Annotated in this window: 12 protein-coding genes; all 12 read right to left on the reverse strand. The window is 46.8% G+C overall.

Annotated features, from left to right (window positions below):
* Positions 1-641: 641 nt before the first annotated feature.
* A complete protein-coding gene (locus tag V7S65_RS11695) occupies positions 642-2,213 on the reverse strand; it encodes a vitamin K epoxide reductase family protein (protein ID WP_336387019.1) in 1,572 nt (523 codons plus the stop codon).
* Between the two features lie 219 nt (positions 2,214-2,432).
* Complete coding sequence (locus V7S65_RS11700) at positions 2,433-4,631, reverse strand: peptidase domain-containing ABC transporter (protein ID WP_336387018.1); 2,199 nt, start codon at positions 4,629-4,631, stop codon at positions 2,433-2,435.
* 155 nt (positions 4,632-4,786) lie between these two features.
* Positions 4,787-5,020 (reverse strand): RNA polymerase sigma factor, encoded by a 234-nt coding sequence (locus V7S65_RS11705; RefSeq protein WP_336387017.1) that lies wholly within the window; start codon positions 5,018-5,020, stop codon positions 4,787-4,789.
* A gap of 469 nt (positions 5,021-5,489) precedes the next feature.
* The gene (locus tag V7S65_RS11710; protein ID WP_079473158.1) at positions 5,490-6,893 is read right to left on the reverse strand and encodes a DUF5005 domain-containing protein; all 1,404 of its coding nucleotides are present in this window, start codon (positions 6,891-6,893) and stop codon (positions 5,490-5,492) included.
* 8 nt (positions 6,894-6,901) lie between these two features.
* Positions 6,902-9,964: a SusC/RagA family TonB-linked outer membrane protein gene (locus V7S65_RS11715; RefSeq protein WP_336387016.1), complete on the reverse strand. Its 3,063-nt coding sequence runs from the start codon at positions 9,962-9,964 to the stop codon at positions 6,902-6,904.
* Positions 9,965-10,000: 36 nt separating this feature from the next.
* Complete coding sequence (locus tag V7S65_RS11720) at positions 10,001-11,707, reverse strand: RagB/SusD family nutrient uptake outer membrane protein (protein WP_336387015.1); 1,707 nt, start codon at positions 11,705-11,707, stop codon at positions 10,001-10,003.
* Positions 11,708-11,729: 22 nt separating this feature from the next.
* Positions 11,730-14,810 carry a SusC/RagA family TonB-linked outer membrane protein gene (locus V7S65_RS11725; RefSeq protein ID WP_336387014.1) on the reverse strand — a complete coding sequence of 1,027 codons (3,081 nt, stop codon included), beginning with the start codon at positions 14,808-14,810 and terminating at the stop codon, positions 11,730-11,732.
* Between the two features lie 2 nt (positions 14,811-14,812).
* Complete coding sequence (locus V7S65_RS11730; RefSeq protein ID WP_336387013.1) at positions 14,813-15,772, reverse strand: DUF4961 domain-containing protein; 960 nt, start codon at positions 15,770-15,772, stop codon at positions 14,813-14,815.
* A gap of 21 nt (positions 15,773-15,793) precedes the next feature.
* Positions 15,794-16,231, reverse strand: a complete 438-nt coding sequence (locus V7S65_RS11735; RefSeq protein WP_336387012.1) for a DUF5004 domain-containing protein — start codon at positions 16,229-16,231, stop codon at positions 15,794-15,796.
* Between the two features lie 11 nt (positions 16,232-16,242).
* On the reverse strand, positions 16,243-17,952 hold the full coding sequence (locus V7S65_RS11740; RefSeq protein WP_235016080.1) for a RagB/SusD family nutrient uptake outer membrane protein: 1,710 nt from the start codon (positions 17,950-17,952) through the stop codon (positions 16,243-16,245).
* 185 nt (positions 17,953-18,137) lie between these two features.
* Positions 18,138-20,450: a GH92 family glycosyl hydrolase gene (locus tag V7S65_RS11745; RefSeq protein WP_336387011.1), complete on the reverse strand. Its 2,313-nt coding sequence runs from the start codon at positions 20,448-20,450 to the stop codon at positions 18,138-18,140.
* Positions 20,451-20,452: 2 nt separating this feature from the next.
* Complete coding sequence (locus V7S65_RS11750) at positions 20,453-21,829, reverse strand: SGNH/GDSL hydrolase family protein (RefSeq protein ID WP_336387010.1); 1,377 nt, start codon at positions 21,827-21,829, stop codon at positions 20,453-20,455.
* Between the last annotated feature and the right edge of the window lie 6 nt (positions 21,830-21,835).

Consider the following 21,835-nt stretch of genomic DNA (forward strand, 5'->3'; position numbering starts at 1 on the left):
ACATTGGCTCTGGCACCCGCAATCCTCAATACAATAGTCAGATGTACTACCGCACCATCCTAAAGCGCTACAACATAGTCCATCCGGGCATAATGCTCCGCCTCCCTGCTCACCACACTGCTCAAAGCTAGATTGTCCACCATAAACTTTTTTTAATTGTTCTCTTGAAAGCTGTCTGAAAGGTAATTTTTCCATGATGTCTAAATTTGAAATCATTACTAAATAGAAAATCGGAAATCCTATAATTTGTAGAAATTTGGGAGCCTATACCCTTTAATAAAATATAACGAGTATATTTTAGACTAATATGCTTGCACCATTCTTTCTTTTATAATTGCAACCATATCTTTGGGGGCAACTGCAGACTTACGGGCTTTCAATTGCCCCCATAAGATGTCTAAACTAGCAGTGAATACAAGGCCCGCTTTGACAGCCAGGGGTGCACGAATCCGTTCCATATCCACAATACGGCACGGTATCGCCACACCATCCATAGCCGCTACAGCATAAGTTACCCGGGCACGTTATATCTCCACCGCATTGATCAAAGCTCGATTGTCCACCATAAACAGTTTTTAACTGTTCTCTTGATAGTTGTCTGAACGATAATTTTTCCATGATGTTTAAATTTTAAATGGTTATTAAATGAAAAATCGGATATCTTCTAATTTATAGGGTTCAGGAAGCTTATGTCCATTAATCAAAATGTATGGGGTGTATCTAAGTCTAATATACTTGCACCACGCTTTTTGTTTTTCTATAATAATATTCGCGTTGTTGATTTCGTTTGTGGGATACAATGCAGCCCAGGCCGCGTAATTCTTTTGTTTCTGTTCAAACCAGTCACTCAGCGCTTTTGTGAGCAATGTTTTATTATCAATATTCAAGGATATAATATGCCTGGTAATTTCCGAGTCATTGCTATCAGCATGCGAAGCAAGAACAAGCTGCAGTTTAAAATCACTGCCTTTATCAAGCCACTGCCTTACAGTTTTATAGGCTTCAACACAACGAGGGCAATCCAGGCCAAGCACAATGGTAATTATAGTATCTGATGTAGCATTACCCATTATTACTGAATCAGCCTCGTGAAGCAAAATATGCTCTTCTTGCTCTGCCAATAATTTAATAAATATTTCCTGGTTTGATTTAAAGCTTGCCAGTTGCTGTTTTAGGGGAGATACCTGTTGAGAAGTGAAGATAAATGGTTTAATAAATACCCACAATATTACAGGAGACAAAAAGCTTAGCAACAAATGAACCCATTCAGTGGTATTGGGGAAAGTATATGGTTGTAAAAGGGAAGGAATCAATAAAATAAATTCAAGCCATAATAAAGCTTGTATTGAACTGCATAAAATACACCATTGTTTTGCAACACGGGCTTGATAATAGATAGAATAAAAAGTGTAGGGAAGAGCTAAAATATTAAATATTGCCATCAATTGCATGAGTGCTAATGAGCTGGTATTAAACAGGAATAATAACAATGTGCCTGAAAAATAGAAGTATCCAACTTCTGACCAACTTAATGTTCCTCCCAAAAACTTAGCTGCTTTAGATGCCAGTATTAGATTGCAATTGCTTTTTTTACCTGAACAGAATCGCTGAATAATAGGGTTATTTGCATCAACACTTTGAATAAGCAATAATACCGAAACAATTAGCCCCGTCATTTTAAATACAGACACAAGGGAGGTTTGCCACGTGAGATCAGCTAGATAAGTAGAGTAAGAGACTAAAGAACAGAGCAGAATGGCGAGAAATCCAATCAGTATAAAGGGCATGCGCAGAGAATTGAGTATCTCTTTTCTTCTGTTTTGAGTATAATCAGGATCTCCCGCATTTGGCGCTACTCCAGCTACTAATATATGTCCTGTAAAATCCGCATTAAATGTTTCAATAGGGATCCGCCTTTCTTTGTTCTTCTTTTCTTCGACTGTAACATACTGTCTATCAACTTTTTTGATAAATATAAATTTGCCGCCCTGATCAGAGAGATGGGCAATAAATGGAACAGGGACTTGTCCAATATCAGTATGATAAACCCAGTAGGCTGCATGGGGAATCTCCCATGTTTTAAGTACATCACTGACGGCTAGTAAACTGGGAAAATCAGGATGTTCTTTCAATCCCTGTTTGATGCTGGTAGCAGTTACAGGAACCTGCAGATGCCGTATAAGCTGCATAGTACGGGCAATAGGAGTCTCCATAGGTCAACAATTTGAGCTTTTATGAGTACTGTATTGAGTTAAGATATATGGAATTACTTACCCGTGAGCGTAGAAACAAACATCACTTATCGGTATGGGATCGCAACGGATTGAGTTAACTTTTTAATAGCAGTCAATTTCCACCACTGTATCTAATATAGACGATAATTGAATAAATAACAAATTTTTATTTTTTCAATACTGGGCTTGAGGAATGTTTTATCGATCAAGCTCCAATTGATTTTGCACTAGTTCAAAGTATCTTCCTTTTAATGCTGATAATTGCAAATGCGTTCCTTCTTCCGCAATCTTGCCTTGATGTAATACAATTATTTTATCTGCATTTTTTACCGTGCTTAGGCGATGCGCTATAACTATTACTGTTTTGCCTTCAAAAAATGTCTGCAGATTGTCTATAATCACTTTTTCATTATTAGCATCTAAAGCATTGGTGGCTTCATCAAAGAATAAGTATTGTGGATTTTTATAAAGCGCGCGTGCAATCAATAACCGTTGTCGCTGTCCCTGGCTAATCCCCACTCCTTCAGATCCCAGCTGGGTATTAAATCCGTTTGGAAGAGATGTTATGAAAGGGAGTATATTGGCAATTTCAGCACATGCTATCAATTTTGAATGTTCAGGAACTTTTTCGCTTACAGCAATGTTCCGGGAAATAGTATCATTAAAAATATAGCCGTCCTGCAATACTGCGCCACATTGTTTTCTCCAGTAGGATGGTTGAATACACCGGAAATCACTTTCCCCAACTTTTATCTCTCCTTTATACTCGTCATATACCTTTAAAAGCAGTTTTAATATAGAGGTCTTGCCACTACCACTCATACCAACAATAGCAGTTACTTTTCCTTCTGGAATATGTAAATTGATATCGTTTAATACAGGTGTATTACCGGCACCGGGATAAGTGAAAGAAAGATTGTTTATATAAATATCTTTGCTCCCAGGCGGTGTGATATATGTTGTATAACGGTCTTCCTCATCTTTCCTTTGATGTATCTCATTTAATCGTTCCAAACTGATCTTGGTATCCTGCGCACCCTGGATAAATGTAATGAGCTGTTCAATTGGATTACTTAGCTGACCAATGATATATTGTACAGCCAACATTACACCAAATGTCAACTTATCTTGTATCACAAGCTGAGCAACTGTAAAGGTGATCACAAAGTCTTTTCCCTGGCTGATTAACAATGCACCAGCCTGCTGAAATTGGTTATATATAAGACTTTTTTTATTCAGCTTAAATATATCTTGCTGTATTTCTGTCCACTCTTCCTGTCTTAAATGTTCGGCGCTGTTTAATCTTATCTCCTGCATGCCCTGTACCAATTGCAGTGTTGCGTTATTTTCCCTTGCAGATAGGTGAAAAGTTTGATGGTTGATTTTTTTACGAATTCCAAGAAATAGCTTTATCCACAGAATATATAAAATACTGCTGATGCAAAAAATAAAGAATATTTTAAAACTGTATGTAAGCAATACAATAGTAAAGACAGCGAAATTTAATAGCGAGAATAACGTTGTTATTGCTGAACCAGTCAAAAAACTTTGTATCTGTTTATTATCGTTGAGTCGTTGCAATGTATCACCTGTGTGGTGGTTGTCAAAATAAGAAAGCGGCAACCTTATCAGTTTTGCCCAGAAATCAGACAGAATAGATAAGTTGATACTTATAGAAATAGTCAACAATTGACGGCTGCGTATAAAGTCAACTATGGTGCGACTAAATACGAGTGTTAATTGGGCAATTAATATAAGGGTAAGGTAGGAGAAGTTTTTTGCGTTAATGCCTTTGTCAACAATGCTTTTTGTAAGGAATGGAAAAGCTAATTGTAATAAAGAGGTAATCAATAATGCAATAAACACCTGCGCAATTTTCCACCGATGTTGCTTTAGGTATTGCAGTAATTGTAACCATGCAAGTTTAGACTCTTCTTCATGGTCCATTTTTGAAAACGTAGGCCCTGGTGATAATAATAATGCTATACCAGTTTCTTCTCCATTTTCTGTCGAAGAGATCCAATGTTGCTGAAATTCTTTAGCTGTATAGGTAGCTATTCCGGTTTCAGGATCCGCAATTCTTATTTTCTTGTTGCTTTTCGAATTGGAGTTTGAATATAAGACAACGAAGTGATTTTGATTCCAATGCAAAATACAAGGCAACTGAACATCTTTTGTAAGTTGTTCGTAAGTTAACTGTACGCCAGTCGTTGTAAAACCAATTTCTTCCGCGGCTTCGCTGATACCCAATAATGATACTCCTTCTTTATTAAAGCCGGTTATCTTTCGCAAAATTTCCGTGTTATAGTGTTTACCATAGTAATTGGATACCATGCGTAAGCAGGCCACACCGCAATCCATTTTATTCAGTTGTTTATAGAAGCGGAAAGGGGACATAGATCAATAATATTTTAATAGGGTTAACCATTTCAATGGTATAAAGTATATTGTACTCCAATAATAATATAACAATAAACTTAAATAAGCAAATTAGAAATAGAAGGGCGTATAAAAGTGGGTCACTTTTTTTTTATCATAACAGAGCGGCAAAATTAATCCTCGTAGGAAGGCACCGCCTCTATATCCAGCTGTTCCCGCTTTTCCCACAGCCATGCAAAAATGTCCTGTACGATATCCATACAGGCGGCCTGATCGCGCAACAGGTAGTAAGCAGCCTGGTACAGGCCGGACCAATGACGGCCATACAGCAAATCGAATGCAGTCACGTCGCCTCTCTTCAGCATGCTTATCAGTTCCAGGTCACTATAGGAATTATCCCTTATCAAATTCACTCTTTTTCTGCCACTAAATTAAAGAAAGCAAAGTAGATTCAGCATACATATGCTACAATCGATATGTAATTAACGGGAATTACGCGCTGAATACAGCGTGCTTAAACATTGACTATAGGGTGCTTCATGGTTACTTTGCATACGCTTAGCATATACTTAGTACATGCTTAATACATGGAGATAACCCAGAGGGGACGTGGAGGGGACGTGGACTTGATCACAGAACCCTTTACCACAGGGCTTTACAGACGAAAAAATATCCGGCGTTGTAGACTATACGACCCCATAAGTGAAACGGGGGTGCTAAAAGTGAGTGAACGGCATTCAATACCTCATTACATAAATGCCGCTCACCTTTTTAAATTATTTAAGGAATAGCAATGGTAAAAAGCCTTTTAATTTCACTCTATTTTCCGGAATTCATATAAAAGAGCGAAAATAAAGCCAATTTTCCAGGGAAATACTATTGCCAGTTAAACACCCGTACAAAATACGGCCGGTACCTGTCTGCACTACCAGGACTGTTGAAGTTGGTAGAAAAATCAGTAGGATTGATATTGTAAGAAATTACCAGCTCCCCTTCCCTGCTTAATGCATGATGCACAAACGAATTATAACTGATGAAACCTACGCTGTATTGATCCGGGATATGGTACAGTGTCCGTTTATTCGTCCACGGTCCTACCGGCGTATTTGATTCAAGAATATAGATATCCAGTCCGAAGATAATTTGCTGTGATACGAGGTAATACTTACCATTTTTATAGAACACATTCGGCTGGCTGATGTCATTACAAACATTATACTTTACCGGGGTGGTACTCCATCCGGTTCCGTTGTAATATTCCCAGGTTCCTGTCAGATCATGATTAGCGGCGCGTGCTACGTACATAGAGGAGGTGAGAAAACCATTTTCGGTGCTGTACATATACGTATAGCCGTCGGGGGCTTTCATGCTGCCGGCGCTGTAGTTGCTGAGTACATCTTTATCCTGGATCAACTGGTTCAGCTGCATGGAAGGTAAATCGAAAATGGCGAGATCTGTGCTTACGTGTGCAAAATCCCAGGTGCCGCTGCCGGTTTTCTTAACATGACTTAACAGCATTTGTACTTTATTATTATATACCTGTCCGGCGCCGGGCCAGTACCAGTCCTGATCTTCGGGAGCGGTGCCATATTTGATCCAGGTTTGACTGGCATTGCCTGAACCTGGGTTAAGCTGAACAAAACTTTGCAATGAGGTATCCAGTTGCAGGTGTGCAGCGTTGCGGAGCATCACGTTGTTGGTGCGGTTACGGTCGGCGCTTACCTGTCCGAAGAAGCTATCCTGGAATGACCATAAGAGACGGCCATCCGGCAGTAATACCGAGTAGCAGCCATCGCCGCCGTTCCACCCCTGGTAGCGCGTGAGATAATCGTTGTAATCAAGATCGCTGTATACCGTTACCGCCGGGTTCCACTTACCATTGTTCTGCAGCAGTTGCAAACGCGGGCCGGTTGTGGCCTGGTTCTTTTTCAGGATGCGCACATACCAGTATTTTTGCTCCCCTGATTCGGAAGTAACCCGGTAAGCATAACGGTTATTGTTAGCAGAAAAATCCACCTTTACGCCCGGCGCCGGCAGTACCGTGGCGTTTTTAGACACCATTACCAAAGGACTGACGGCGCTCAGGTCCGCATCATCTTCTACCCAAACGGTAACGGTAGCAGAATCTGCTCCGTTTACTATCTCTGAAGTACCCACCTGGCCTTCCGGCAGCCGGAAAGAGATGATGGCGCGTTCCTGGCTTTGATAACCACTGAGCGGGTTCTTCACACAGGAAGTGAAAATGCCGCCGGTGATCAATAGCAATAGCATCTTGTTCATAAGATTATTTATTTAAAGCTGATTTGGAGACCCAGGTTTATTACGCGCTGATTGATGTAGGCATCACCGGCGGAATTGCTTGCCACTTCGGGATCCTGCTGGTATTTATCGTAGTTGGTCCATGTAAACAGGTTATACGCACTCAGGTACACACGCGCATTATTCAACCGGCCCGGCAGCCAGCGGCTGGGCAGCTGATAGCCCAGGTCCACCGTTTTCAGCCTTACATAGCGCGCATCTATCAGCCAGAAATCCGACATATATGTACGCGCACTGTTTACGGTAGTAGGGTTACTGGTGAGTCGCGGGAACTGCGCTTTATCTGCATTTTCCGGTGTCCATCGCTGCTGGTGAATTGGCTGGAACTGGCTCTGGAAAGTTTCAATACCAGTGCCTACAACACTAAAGCTGTATCCGAAAGAACCCTGGAACAGCAGGTTGATGCTGAAGCCTTTGTAATTGGCGCCAAGCGTAAGCCCCAGCACCGTGCTGGCCAGATTGGGTTTGCCAATAGGCCCCTGGTCGTTGTTATCAATTATGCCGTCGCCGTTAATATCCTTGTATTTGAGATCGCCCGCCTGGATGGGATATTCGCTGAGTGGTGTGGCGGGTTTATCATGCGTATTGGCCTGGATCTTCTGAACATCTTCGGGTGTGTAGAAACCAATAAAGGTGTAGCCGAATGGCTGATCTATGGGTAGTCCTGTTTGCCGCAGCCAGGGATAGGCGGGCTGTGCTTCATCTTTAAACAGTACTTTATTTTTGAAGTATTGGAATACGAGGCTGGTATTAAAGTTCACCTGGCGGATATTTCCCCGGTAGTTGATCTGCCCGTCGAAGCCCTGGTTGCTGGTTCTGGCCACGTTGGTGGGACTGTAGCCAATGCCTATCATGTTGGGTACAGAGCCTTTACGTACCAGCTGATCGAAGCGGATATCGTGAAAATAATCTACCGTAAAAGATAGTTTGTCTTTAAAAAGATTTACATCGATCCCTACGTCTGCCTTTTTTGCTTTTTCCCAGCTCACGTCCATATTGCCAAGATCGCCTTCATAGATGGAGCCGGATTGCGTATCATTCTCCCCAAAAGAATAACCGCCGCCATTGATATATTCCTGGCGGTACAGGTAACGGTTACCGGAGGTAACATCGGAACCAACCACGCCGTATGATCCACGCACTTTCAGGAGACTTACAAAGCTGTTGTTACGTTTAAAGAAGGGTTCTTCCGAAATGCTCCAGCCCACTCCCACAGCAGGGAAGAAGCCGTTGCGTTTCTTCGCCTGGAACCTGTCGGAGCCATTGTAGGCGCCATTAAAATCGAGCAGGTATTTCTGTTTGTAGTTGTAGCCTGCCTTAAAGGAGAAGCCCCTGAAGTTGGCAGGAATATCTGCCTTCGACGTATAGCTTTGCCTGTTATACAGCGCTAACGCGTTAAAGGTATGATCGCCGAAAATACGGTTGTAGCTAAGGAAAGCCTGTGTATTCACATTCCGGCTGTAGAGGTCAGTATTACCTGTTACCCTGTATTTCTGCAGGCGGTAGTTGCCGCGGGGATCGAGCGTGTACGACTGATCCGCCGGGTTATAATAATACGACGGCGGTTCTGCTTCGCGGAATAAATTTCTTGCATACTGTTCGATGCCGCCGTATGCCACACGGCCTGTGAGCGACAATCCTTTCGTCAGGAAATCGAGCTGCTGTGTGATGTCGTACAGCACATCGAAGTCCGTTCTTTTGGTGCGGCTGTAGCCGCCGTTGGCCAGCCGCGCGTTGAGTGTGGGCAAAGCATCCTTTGTATCCACAGCATAAGCGTAGCTGCCGTTGGGGTTCATTAATGGTGCGGAGTAGGGATGTATTTTTTCAAAGTTGTATACTTCCGATACCACGTTGGCTGACCGCGGCTGGTTAATGTCACCGAAACGGGTGGTGAGATTAAGCCGCATGGTTAATGTTTTGGTAGCACGCATATCGAGATTGGAGCGGAAATTATACCTGCGGAAGAAGTAGTTTGTATTCACTTCGTTTCTTGGATCAGAGAAATCTTTTACCAGTCCGTTTTGTGTGAGGAACCCGCCGGAGATAAAGTATTTCACGGCTTCTGTTCCACCGGAAATATCTACGTTGGTATTAGCCTGGTAAGCGTGTTTTTTGAATACAGCATCATACCAGTTGATATCCGGGTGTCCGTAAGGATCGGCGCCGGTTTTGAATAATTCAAGGTCCTGGGCGGTAAACTTCGGCGCTAATCCGTCGTTTTTGTAAGCTTCATTTACGAGTGTAGCGGCATCATAGGAATTCAAAAACCTGGGCGTTTTAACCGGCGACTGCTGCCCTGATTCCACGCGGAGATTTACCTGCGGAAGTCCCACTTTACCGCGGCGGGTAGCCACCACCAGTACGCCGTTGGCGCCTTTGATACCATATATCGCCGTGGTGGAAGCATCTTTCAGGATAGAGATACTTTCAATCTCATTCACGTTGATCTGTTGCAGCTGATCGTAAGAATATTCGATATCATCTACAATAATCAGCGGTTTATTACCATCGCTGTTAAGCGAGCTAACGCCACGGATAAAAAAATCGGAAGCATCCTTTCCCGGCTGACCGGAACGTTGTTGCGAAACAAATCCCGGCAGCTTCCCCATCAGTGCATTCTGCACATTGGCGGTGGGTACGTTCCTGATTTCAGCGCCGGTAATAGCGCTTACCGCGCCGGTGCTGGTGATACGTTTAGCGGTATTGAACCCTACCACCACTACTTCATCGATGCCTTGCGTGGAAGACTGCAACACTACATCCACCGCATCGCGGCCGGCTATATCTACTTCCTGGGCGGAAAATCCGATCAGTTTTACGATCAATGTGTGAGAACTACCTTTCAGCGCGAGTTTAAACCGGCCATTGGCATCCGCTATCACGCCGTTAGTGGGTACGCCTTTTTCCGAAACAGAAGCGCCGGGCAGTACCCCATTCACATCTTTCACGGTACCACTTATATTTTTTTGCTGGGCCGTTGCGAAGAATGGTGCAACAACCAGCAGCAGGAGAAACAGTATAATATTTTTCATCTTCAGTCAGTTAAATTTCTTGTAAGGAATATGACTTTACCAGCCCGGATTCTGACGCATGTTATCATTCTTCACCACTTCATCGTATGGAATGGGATACAGGTACATTTTGGGCGCTATAAACACGGGTTTGAATACTGCTGCCACGTTGTAGTTAAAGGCTGGTCCATCCTTGATGATGTTCATGCCATGCAGTGATTTTCCATACACCTGCTGCGCAATTTTCCAGCGGCGGATATCCCAGAAGCGGTGTTCTTCAAAGGCCAGTTCTATCCTTCTTTCGTTGCGCACGATGTTGCGCATTTCATCTGCTGTCATATTTTCTTTAAGTCCGTACATACCATTACTGCCGGCTGCGACACCTGCACGTGCGCGCAGGTCTTTCAGCACCTGGTATACTTCTGCCGTGGGGCCGTTAGACTCATTTTCTGCTTCGGCAAAATTGAGCAGTACTTCCGTGTAGCGCAGGATGATCCAGTCGTGGCTGGTGTTGCTGTATTGCGTGGCATTTTCAAAGTTGCCCATGAACTTGCGCATGTAATAAGATGTTTGCGTGCCGGGTTCTGCGCCGCCCGGTCTGTGCTGACCGCCCTGAAATGTTTGCAGTTCTGTATTCAGCCAGCGTGCACCATTGTACAGGATGCTCATGGCCAGGCGCGGATCGCGGCGGGCATAGGGATCATTGGAGTTGTAGCCGGATGCAGGATCGGTGATGGGCAACCCGGCATTGGTAGGGAAGGCATCTACCAGTTCCTGGGTGGGGTTGGTGCGCCCTCTCGCTACCGCGGCAAAACCTACCGGTCCGTTGGTACTTTCAATTTCCGTAGTGTTTCCCCCCTGGCGGAAGAAGATAACCTCACTGTTGTTTTGGGTGATGAATACGTCTTTGAAATTGGGCACCAACGAAAAAGTTCTTTCATTGATCAGTTCACGGGCGGCATCTGCAGCCTGTTTCCAGCGGGCTTTATCATAACTGTTGTAACCTGTCAGCGGATTATTGCCCTCAATATTTTGTCCATTGAACAAGGGACTGGCCGCGTATAGCAACACGCGCGCTTTTAAAGCCAGTGCAGCGCCCCTGGTAGCACGATGGCTGTTCAGCTCCGGCGCCACAACAGGATTGGGCCGCAGGCTGTCTTTGATGGCATTGCATTCGCTTACAATATAGTTTACACAGTCTGAAAAAGAGCTGCGTGGTATCTGTACATCATCTCCCAATTCTCTTACTTTATCTCCCATCAATGGTATACCACCATAGCGTTTCAGCAGTTCAAAATAAAACAGGGCCCTGATAAAGCGGGCTTCTGCTTTCCATGCGTAGCGGATAGAGGCGCCGTTGGGTAATTTTTCTTTTACGGGTGATACATCGATGTTGGATACAAAAAGACTCGCAGCACGAATGGCGGCGTAGCAATTGTTCCAGGGCGATTCATCTGCGACAGGCGCATAGGAAGTGTACGCGCCTGTTGCCAGCTGCGATACCGCGGAAGTACCCACCAAACCGGAAATGGCATCGTCCGATGCGGCGTCGAGCAAATCGCCGCCCACGCGGTTGTAGCCACCGGGAAGTTTAGAATAGATACTGTTGAGAAATTTGTTGGCATAGGTACCCAGTGAATCATCCTGGTCAAATACATACTCGATGGTTACCTTTTCGAGTGGAATAACTTCGTAATCTTTTCTGCAGCTGATGATAACTGTCATACAGCCGGCCAGGAAGATCAATATGCGGAAATGTTTCATGGTGCGTTGTTTAGATGGCTGACTAGAATTTTATGTTGATACCGGTGTTCAGTACCCGCTGGATGGGATAGGCTCCCACGCCTACTTCGGGGTCAACGAAATCGTATGCAGCATGTGTAAACAGATTTTGCGCATTGGCAAACACCTTTACGCTGCCGAGCCGCACGCGGCTTGTCCAGCTGTAAGGGAGATTGTAAGCGACGTTTATATTTTTCAGGCGGAAGTAATTACCATTGCGCACCCAAAAAGAGGAGCTGAATTTATTGTAGTTATTATTCGCGTCGGCAGTTAACCGCGGATAGGTTGCGGTACCTGCTGTTTCCGGTGTCCACCGGCCGGTGATCTGCTCATATGCCTGCCCGTAGGTAAAGTTCTGGAACTGGAAACCTGCTTCGGTGGCAAAATTGTCTACATAATTAATCCTGTTGGCAACGCCCTGTAACAGTACGCTTGCTTCTATTCCTTTCCACGAAAAGCCGATGTTAACGCCATAATAAATACGTGGCTTATAAGTACCGATAGGCGCTTCATCAAACTGGTTGATGACGCCATCGCCATTGAGGTCTTTGTAACGTATGTCGCCCGGCAGTGGCTTGTAACCGGCGATGGTAGCGCTGCCGGCGGCTTCTTCCGCTGATGCAAAAAAACCGTCCGCTACATATCCGAAGCGCATGCCTACCGGCTGACCGGTTCTTTTGTTCCAGTCGTAATCGCGGCGTTGCTCATCCATAAATATCACTTTGGTTCCTTCTATACTTCCGTTGGCAGTAACAAAAAAGTTAAGCTGCTTTATCCTTCCCTGGTAGGTGGCGGTGAGTTCTCCACCCTGGTAAAGGTTAATGCCGATATTCTCCGGAGGATAAGCGGCGCCGGAGAGCGCAATACTTTTTCCACGTATCTGCAGGAGGTTTTCGTAGCGGTCGTGGTAGTAATCGCCTGCTATCTGCAACCTGTTATTGAAGAGTGACAGGTCCATTCCCACATCCAGTTTGCGTGCTGTTTCCCAGGAGATGTTCACATTGGCCAGGCCGTTCTCTTTGAAGCCGGAAGCCGGGGAGCGCGCCGTTCCCTGGGAGTATATGCCGCCGCCAATGCCATTGTCTTCGCTAAAATCCTGGCGCCAGATGTAATAGCCGGAATTATCGATACCGTTGCCGGTGTGTGCATAAGTACCTCTTAGCTTCAACTGGTTTAACCAACCGTTGTTTTCTTTAAGAAAACTTTCCTGCGCAAGATCCCAGCCGATACCACCGCCAAAGAAGGTACCGTATTGTTTACCGGGCAGATACCGGTTAAAGCCGCTCCTGTTGAGGGCGCCCTCTATGAAATATTTATTGGCGTAGTTGTACGCTACTTTACCTGATATGTTGGTGGATTTACCGGGCAGATCGTAGTTAAAGATGGTTTGCCTGGTATCGGCCAGTACTACGGCATTCACGCCGTGGGGACCAAACTGCCTGTCGTAGTTCAGTGATACCTGTCCAAAGAAATACTGCGCGTTAAAAACGGAGATGAAATTATTCTGCTGCGCCACGGCGTTACCGGCTTTGGTATACAGGGTATCTTCATCTGTTATCGTTACCCGGTATACCAGGTCATTTTTACTGCGGTCTATTGCATTCGCTGATTGTATAGACAGGTTGCCTTTCCCTTTTACGGACAGTCCGGGCAGCCAGTCGCCGAGGTTGTAGCGCAGATCCACATTTGCCATTACATCTTTGCTGTTGTCCTGTATATAGCCGCTGTTGATGGTTTGCGACAGGAGGTTGCTGGTGAGGTTACTGGTACCGCCCCAGCTGCCATTAGGGTTGTAAACGGGATATGCGCCATTGGGTGTTCCCAGGAGTGTTTTCAATATATTATTCGCTCCTGCGCCCGGCTGTGTTCCTTCCTGGAGGCGGCCAAAGAGCTGCATGCCTACATTGAAGTTACGGGTAACGTCGATGTTCACATCGGTATTGATCAGGTAACGCTTTAATCCTGCGTTGGTGTTATAGTTATTATCGGAAGAAGTTTTGAAGATACCCTGCTGACCGGTGTAATTGAGTGACACAGAATACCGGGCCACATTACCACCGCCGTTGATGTTGAGGTTGTAGCGGGACATTGGCACGTTATCTTTCAGAATGGTATTGTACCAATTCACATCCGGGTTGCTATAAGGTTTTGTATGATCACGGAATGCGAGGAAGTCGGCTTCCTTGTACAGCGGCGCTTTACCATCATTCTGCAGCGCTTCATTCAGCAGGTAGGCATACTGCCATGCGGGTAATGGCTTTGGCAGGCTAAGGGATTGCTGGATACCTGTTTGTGCAGTAAAGGATACACGCGGTTTGCCGGCGCGGGCCCGTTTGGTGGTAACCAGCAATACGCCGCGGGAGCTGCGTTGGCCGAGCATGATGGTAGACAATCCATCTTTCAGTACTGAAATCGATTCTATATTTTCAGGATCGATGGAAAACACATCCCGCTGAATTCCGTCTATAATCGTTACCGGTACCTGCCCACGTAATGATAAATTCATTTCGGTGTTATCATTGGGTTCCGACGCACCTGGTTTAGGAATATTCCCGATGAAGATGTCTACATCGAAATTATTACCCGTACCCGGATTCCGGAATCCGCTTACCTGTTGGGTGTAGAGTCCTGCCAAACGGCCCGGTAACGCATAGGCATACAGTGTAGCCGGTGTAGTGGACAGTTGATTGGTGTATACCGTAGCGATGGAGCCTACTGAACTTTTGGGGGAGGCTTCTCCATAGAGTACGGGAATACGTTGTGGTAAAGGGATAAACAGTTCATCCATGCGCAGTGTGAGCGCTGCGGTGTCGCGTATTTTTTGTTCTATTGCCTTGTAGCCGGGATATTGAATAACAAGGGTGCTGTTCAGTGCCGCATGGATACTGAATGTACCGTTGGTACTGCTGCTGGTGGTGTCGCCGGTATTTTTTACGGAGATGGCTGCCCCCGCAAGTGGCTGGCCATAGTTATCAATCAGCCGGCCGGAAATGATACCGGTTTGCTGTGCCTGCGCATTTGCGCAAATTGCAAGTACGCCACAGGCAAGGGCTGAAATATATTTTTTGATGTAGCTGTGAGCCATTGTTATTGACATTTGAATGTGTACACAAAAGGAGCAGCAGTATTGCTAAATCCTACTTTCACCGTGCCGGTGGCATCTGTAAAAAAGTATTCGATCTTCTCCAGCGTTTGTCCTTCCTGCATGTTGAAATATGAGCGGGGCCAGATAGTGATAGCAGATTTATTGCCGGTATAACTTTTCAGTTTTGAGGTTTCCGTTTGCGTGCAAACTTCGAGGACATGTCCGTCGCTGGTATATCCTTTTGCGCAGAGGTAAATATTGCCTACGCCATTGAGCGCTGTGGGCACTACATCCGGGTCGAAGCTCAGGGTGAGGAAATCATTGTCGGTGGCTACGCCGGGACTTACTGCCGCTATCTGCGGATTACAGAAATCGATGATATCGCCCTGACCATCTGTAATGGAGAAGCAATCTTTGAACATGCATTTGTATACGTTGTTGGAACCGAATACATCGTTAAGTCCATCGCTGCTGGTGCCGAGGAAATAGCCCGTTTTAAACTGTATATTATCCGGACCGGGTTTGATCACCATTGTTACATCGATCTTATCTTTTACGCCTTGTGGTACATTATATGCCTGATCTGTCCAGAACACCACCCATTCGAGGTTATCTGTCATGTAGTTGCCGCCCATGCCGAACCTGTTTTTCAATGCAGCGGGCCAGGGCAAGCCTCCAACAAGAACAGCAGAAGGCACGGGCACCATTTTACCGTTGCCATATGAAGTGGTGGTATAGGTGATGGTAGAATTGGCTGCGGCGGCCCAGCTTTTGGGCGCCAGGAAACCGATGATCAGTCTTACGCCAGTGCGGCCACCATCCGCCACATCGATCCGGTTGTGCATGGTGATGGTCATTTCCTCACCGGCTTTCGCAGCGGAGGGCTCGTCTACCCCATCGAGGAATACGCAGCCAACCAGCAGCAGCAGGAACAGGACGATACCGTATGTATAATTTTTCATAACGTGTTGTATTGTGTTGGATCAGGGATTCAATCTTTCAAGTGTGTAGTCGTATGTGTTGGCGGCGCAGCCGGGACTGAACGTAAAATTGATGTTCCGTTTCCCGTTCACCACCGGGTAGGTGAAGGTGGTGCTGACCGGGTTGCTGATACCTGTTTGACTGAAGCTGATCCGGAAAGGATACTTAGGATCATCCAGTGCATAGCTGCCGTTTTTGCTGACTATAAAGGGCAGTGGATTTTCAATGGTGTATTGAAGATCTGTGGTGAACCGTATCCTGAACTTCGTGAAGTCCGTGAGGGTAGTGATATCTACGCCGTTGCGCACTGCTTTCACGATGCGCCATTCACCGGCAATATCTTTTACCGGTTCGGGCACCAGTATTTCACTGCGGTGGCAGGAGTTGATAAAGAGTACCAGTATTGGCATCAGTAAACATATGTGGAATCTTGATTTCATCATGTTGCTTTTTACCAGGATGGATTTTGTTTTAACTCAGGCGATTTCGCGGTTTCTCCCTGCGGGATGGCCCACAGGTACATGGCCTCGCGGAAATTGTGTTTGCGTACGGGGAAGATGGTATAGGTAACGTTAGCGCCGTTGCGTTTTACTTCCATGCCGGTCATCTGTTTATTCTCCGTTTGCGCGGCTATCTTCCATCTTCTTACATCCCAGAAGCGGTGGCCTTCAAAAGCCAGTTCCACTCTCCTTTCCGCACGGATGGCCTCTCTCATCTGTTCTTTTGTAAGTGCTGCGGGCAATTCATACGGCGATAGCCCTGCGCGTTTACGCACCAGCTCCACCGCATTGTATACTTCCTGCACCGGGCCGGCGTATTCGTTCTGCGCTTCTGCGAAGTTTAGCAGGACTTCTGCGTAGCGCATCAGCGGAAAGCAGCGTTGCGAGCCGTGGATAAAGTTGGCCGCAATATTTTCATCGAGCATTTTATTGGTGTAGTAACCGGTGGGGGTTCCGGCGTGTACTGCATCCTGACTGATACCTTTTCCATCGGGGCCGAGATAAATATTGACAGGTTCTTTCAGGCCGGTGTTCTGGATCAGCAGCGTTTGATCACGGATCACGGAATAGGCCAGCCGCGGATCGCGGTGGCTGTATGGATCGGCTGCATTGTAGCCTGATGAGGGGTCCGTAATAGATTTGCCGTTTGCCATGCCGAAGGCGTCTACAAATCCCTGGTAAGGAAAGCCTCCCTGGGCGCCGTTCCGTGATGGTGGTTGCCAGGCGCTTTCGAGTTCACGGTTGCCGCCCTGCATCCTGGCGAAGATGTATTCCGGGTTCACCCGCAGGGTAAATAATTTGTAAAAGCCATAACCGGGTGCGGTAGTATTGTCTTCATTCAAAGAATAAGCGGCGGTATTCATTACGGCAGCAGCAGCATCCGCAGCCAGTTTCCAGCGTTCCGGAACATTGTCCGGATACCCGGTAGGAGCATCCTGCGGGTTGATGCCGCCACCATTAAAGAGCGGGCTGGCAGCGTATAGCAACACTCTTGCTTTCAGCGCCAGGGCTGCGCCTCCGCTGGCCCGGCCATAGTCTTCGCGGATCCGCACCAGCGGTAATACGGCGGCTGCGGCATCGCATTCCGATATGATGTAGTCCACACACTCTTTATAGGAATTGCGCACTGCGGGGATCTTATCTTCTACCTTATACACAGAATCGCCGAGTAGCGGAACGCCTCCGTAGTGTTTCAGCAGATCGGCATAATACCATGCTCGCAGGAAGCGTGCTTCCGCGGCCATCACGTTGCGGATAAACGACGGGATGGGTGAGCCGGGCAGGTGTTTCAGCAACTGGTTCACCCTGCGGATATTGGTATAGGGCAGGTTCCAGGCATCGGCGCTGATGATGGAAGGATTGACGGTACCGGTGGCAAATTGTATAGAAGTGGTGACGGTAGCGGATTTCTGTGGTTCCGCCTCATCGCAGGAGGCGTCGAGGCCGCCGTTGCCGAAGCGGGTGGCGCTTTCTGCAAAGCCAATGTCTACGTAAATGTTGGTGAGGAAAGCGACGGTGCGGGCGCTGTCGGCAAATACCGTTTGCTCGTTCAGGTTAGTCGTTTCCGTCTGATCCAGGAAGTTTTTTTTACCGCAGGAAGCAAGGGTAAAAATTCCTATGCACAGGCATACAGGAGCAGTGAACGCGAATTTCATTTTCATAACGTTAATACGTGTTAGCATCCAGCTTTTGGTGATAAAAATTTACATACGTGGCATGACATCGCCTGTCTGTAAAAGCAGTCTTCTACAGTGGCTTGTGCTGCGGGATCTTTTTTGATTGGTTACTGTTTGTCCCTATGGTATGACACCTTAAAAAGACAGTACCGCCATTCTTCCGTTAAATTTTATTTAATTCCCCAGTTTTGTGCCGGTTGGTTACCCATTTCCAGCACCAGTGTACCGCCGGCAGTGATATCGGCATGGTTGATATAACAGTGTTGGTATGGTTTTCCGTTTAACCATGCACGCTGAATATAGCGGTTGGCTGGCGTGTTATTACGAGCGCTGATGGTAAACGTTTTGCCTTTGGCGTAGGCCGGATCGAGGGCGATGGTAATGTTATCAAACACCGGGCTGGTGATCTCGTACCGCGTACTTCCGGGGCATACAGGATGCAGTCCGCTGGCAGCCAGCACATACCAGGCCGACATCTGTCCTACATCTTCATTACCCACCAATCCTTCTACAGAATTATGATAGGCACGGGCACAGATTTCACGGGTCCATTGCTGGGTAAGCCAGGGGGCGCCCAGGCGGTTGAATAAAAACGGTACATGATGTACCGGTTCGTTGGCGTGGTTGTAATAATCGTTCCACATCATGTTTTGCGGTACTTTGTCGAAGAATGTAGTCAGATCTGCCAGTACCTTTTCCTTTCCGCCCATGAGCGCCACCATGCCTGGTACATCGTGCGGCACAAACCAGCCCTGCTGGTAAGGACTGCTTTCAATAGTACCGTATCCCTGCTGCATGCGGCCCTGCTCCGGCCAGGGTTGCCAGGTGCCGTCGTCGTTGCGGGGACGGAACCACGCTTTGCCGGTGTCAAATACATTTTTATAATTGGCGCCGCGGGCCAGGTATTTTCCGGCGTCCTCCATTTTGCCCAGTGCGCCGGCCAGTTTGCCGAGGCACCAGTCGAAATAGGCGTATTCCAAAGTCAGCGATACGCTTAACCCGCCGGTGGAATATCCTTTGCTGCCATTGCCGAATTTCTCTACAGAATTTTTGGCGAAAGTGTATCCTTTATTGATATCAAAGTTACGGATCCCTTTTGCCCATGCATCTGCCATCACCGACACTGCGGGGTTGCCGATCATACAACCGCTGTAGGCGTTGAGGAATTCCCAGCGTTCCAGGTAATGGTTACCGCTTTCATCTGCCAGCGTTACCAGCGAATTTACCATATCGTTTACCACGCGGGGATTGATGATGCTTTGCAGGGGCATCTGGCTGCGGAATACGTCCCAGCCGCTGAAGATGGTGCGTTTGGTGAAGTTTTTCACGGCGTGAACTTTTCCATCTCCCCCTATATATTTTCCATCCGCATCAGAAAAATTGCGGGGATCTATCATGGTATGATACAGTGCCGTATAGAATATTTTCTTCTCCTCTTCTGTGCCTCCTGCTACGGTTATTTTGCCGAGGGCCTTGTTCCATGCGTCGAATGACTGTTGCCTGATGGCATCAAAGTTCCAGTCCCTGATCTCTGATTCCAGGTTATTTTTTGCACCATCGATGCTCACGAAAGAGATACCTGCTTTCATCAGTACCGCTTCCTGTGCGTTGGTAGCAAATTCCGTGTAGAAGCCAAGATGTTTACCTGCTTTTTCTTTCGCGCCGGGTATTACCGTTGCCTTTGCGATCTGTTGCTGATAGCGGGCACTTTCAACATCTTCGCGTTTCCGTGACCAACCATCGGGGATGTCCGCACTCCACACGCCATATTTAGAAAGCGGCTTGCTGAACTGCGCATAGAAGTATACGGTGTAATTGCCTTTCCCATCGCCGTTTCCCCAGCCGCCGCCTTCCGGCGTACACTGCATGTACCCGGCAATGGTGCTATCGTTGATCACTTTTACCTCCTGCCAGGTGGAGGTACCTCCTACCCTGCGGGCCAGATCGATTTGTATACGTGATTGCTGATTGGCGGGAAATGTAAAGCGCATGATGCCGCTGTGTGGAGCAGCGGTCATTTCTGCGGTGATATTATTTTCAGTGAGCTTAACAATGTAGTAACCTGCGGTGGCTTTCTCTTCTTTTTTTGAGTAGGTAGAACGATACCCTTCTTCCGGATGTTGCCGGCTACCCGCGGCGGTTTGCAGCGGGCCGGTGGCAGGCATTACCAGGAAGTTACCAAGATCACCATACCAGCCGATGCCGCTCATTTGCGTAAAAGCAAAGCCTTCGATAGTGGTATGTTCATAGCTGTACCCGGAGCCGTTGTCGCCGCCGGTAATGGTATTGGGACTCAGCTGCACCATGCCGAAAGGCGTGGCGGCGCCGGGAAATGTTTTACCAAGACCGTGATAGCTGCCGGCCGCATCTTCACTGGTGCTGGCGCCTATAAAAGGATTTACATAAGCGGCGGGACCTTGCGCCTTGCCGGTAGTTGCAACAAAGAAGAGTGCCGAAACGAATATGGAAGCAGTGGTTTTCATCTTTAAATTTTAACGATCTCTATTTTATGAATCACCGGTTTGTTGATAGTGTAGATCAGTTTAACGATGGTATCGATCTCCTGCAGCCAGGCGGTACGCAGTTCTTTGTACATGGCTGTTTCATAATTTTCTTCGTGGTAACGCAGCATACCATCTGTTTTTGCATAGGTGCGTACACTATCTAATGCAGCTGCGTCATCATGCAATAATAAATTCTTTTTATCAAAAAAGTTGCCCTGTATCCAGTAGTAGCGGCGTAAACGGCTCTCCAGCTCTGCCCGGCGGAGGTTGAGCTGCATGATGGAAAATGCCTGTTTGTACTGCGGCGTTTCGGTTAATGTAGCGAGGTTAATACCTTCTGCAAATGCGGCCGCCGGCCATTTACCCATAGCATGACCATCTATCAGCAGTGTATAATCCCCGGAGGATAGTCCTGCTACCTGTAACATCTCCCGGTTAAAATCTTCCGTAAAAGGAATCCAGTTCAATGCGTCAGATTGTTTCTGCGTATTGCCCCAAACGCGGGCCACTGTATCTATAGGGAAAGGTAATGATGCGGCCAGGTAACCGAAGCTTACTTTGTTGTTGGCGGCCGTGAGCTGACTGATACTGCAATTCACTGCCTGCTGCAATTTACCGGCACCTGCGTTGATGCTTACTTCCGCAACCGGTTTTCCGTTCAGTCCCTGGCTTTTCAGGAAGAGGGATGCCATTACCAGGTGTCCTGCGTTGCCGGGATGGATTCTGTCCGGGCCAATCATGGTGAAAGTAGAATCCTTTTGCTGCAGTTGTTCATTCAGCGCTTTCATAGGCCGGAACAGGTCAGTAAAAGGCCAGTTGTTTTTCTGTGCGGCCTCTTCCTGGAACTTTATTATTTCCAGCATCGCCTGCTGTTTTCCAGGGAAATAATTTCCCGGGATCTTCGCGGTTTCATCGTATGGCGGCGACGACATCATTATTTTTTGTATCGCCGGTAATTTGAGGAGCCGTTGCTCTACTTGCCCGTAACTGCGGCGGGAAGCGGCTATGCGCCCGGCGGCAGTTTTAGCGGCATCGCTGTTATTAAACTCGTAATAGCCGGTATCATTCATGCCAAAAGTAAGCACCAGTACCGTAGGCTTTTTAGCCAGGATATCATAATCCAGGCGACGGTATATATCCGAAGCTTTGTCGCCACCAATTCCACCGTTGAGGATCACCAGTTTTTTTCCGGGGAAATGGGTCATGTAGTAGAGATAAATATACGAGACATAGGCGCCTGCTTCGGTGATGCTGTTGCCTACAAAAATCACGCGATCATTTTGCTGAAAGGGTTTTACCTGTGCCTGTGCGAACAAGGTGGCAAGACATAACCCGATAGAATACACGAACTTTTTCATATAGTG

It is taken from the genome of Chitinophaga sp. CCNWYY40 (genome assembly GCF_037483205.1).
Taxonomy (GTDB): domain Bacteria; phylum Bacteroidota; class Bacteroidia; order Chitinophagales; family Chitinophagaceae; genus Chitinophaga; species Chitinophaga ginsengisegetis.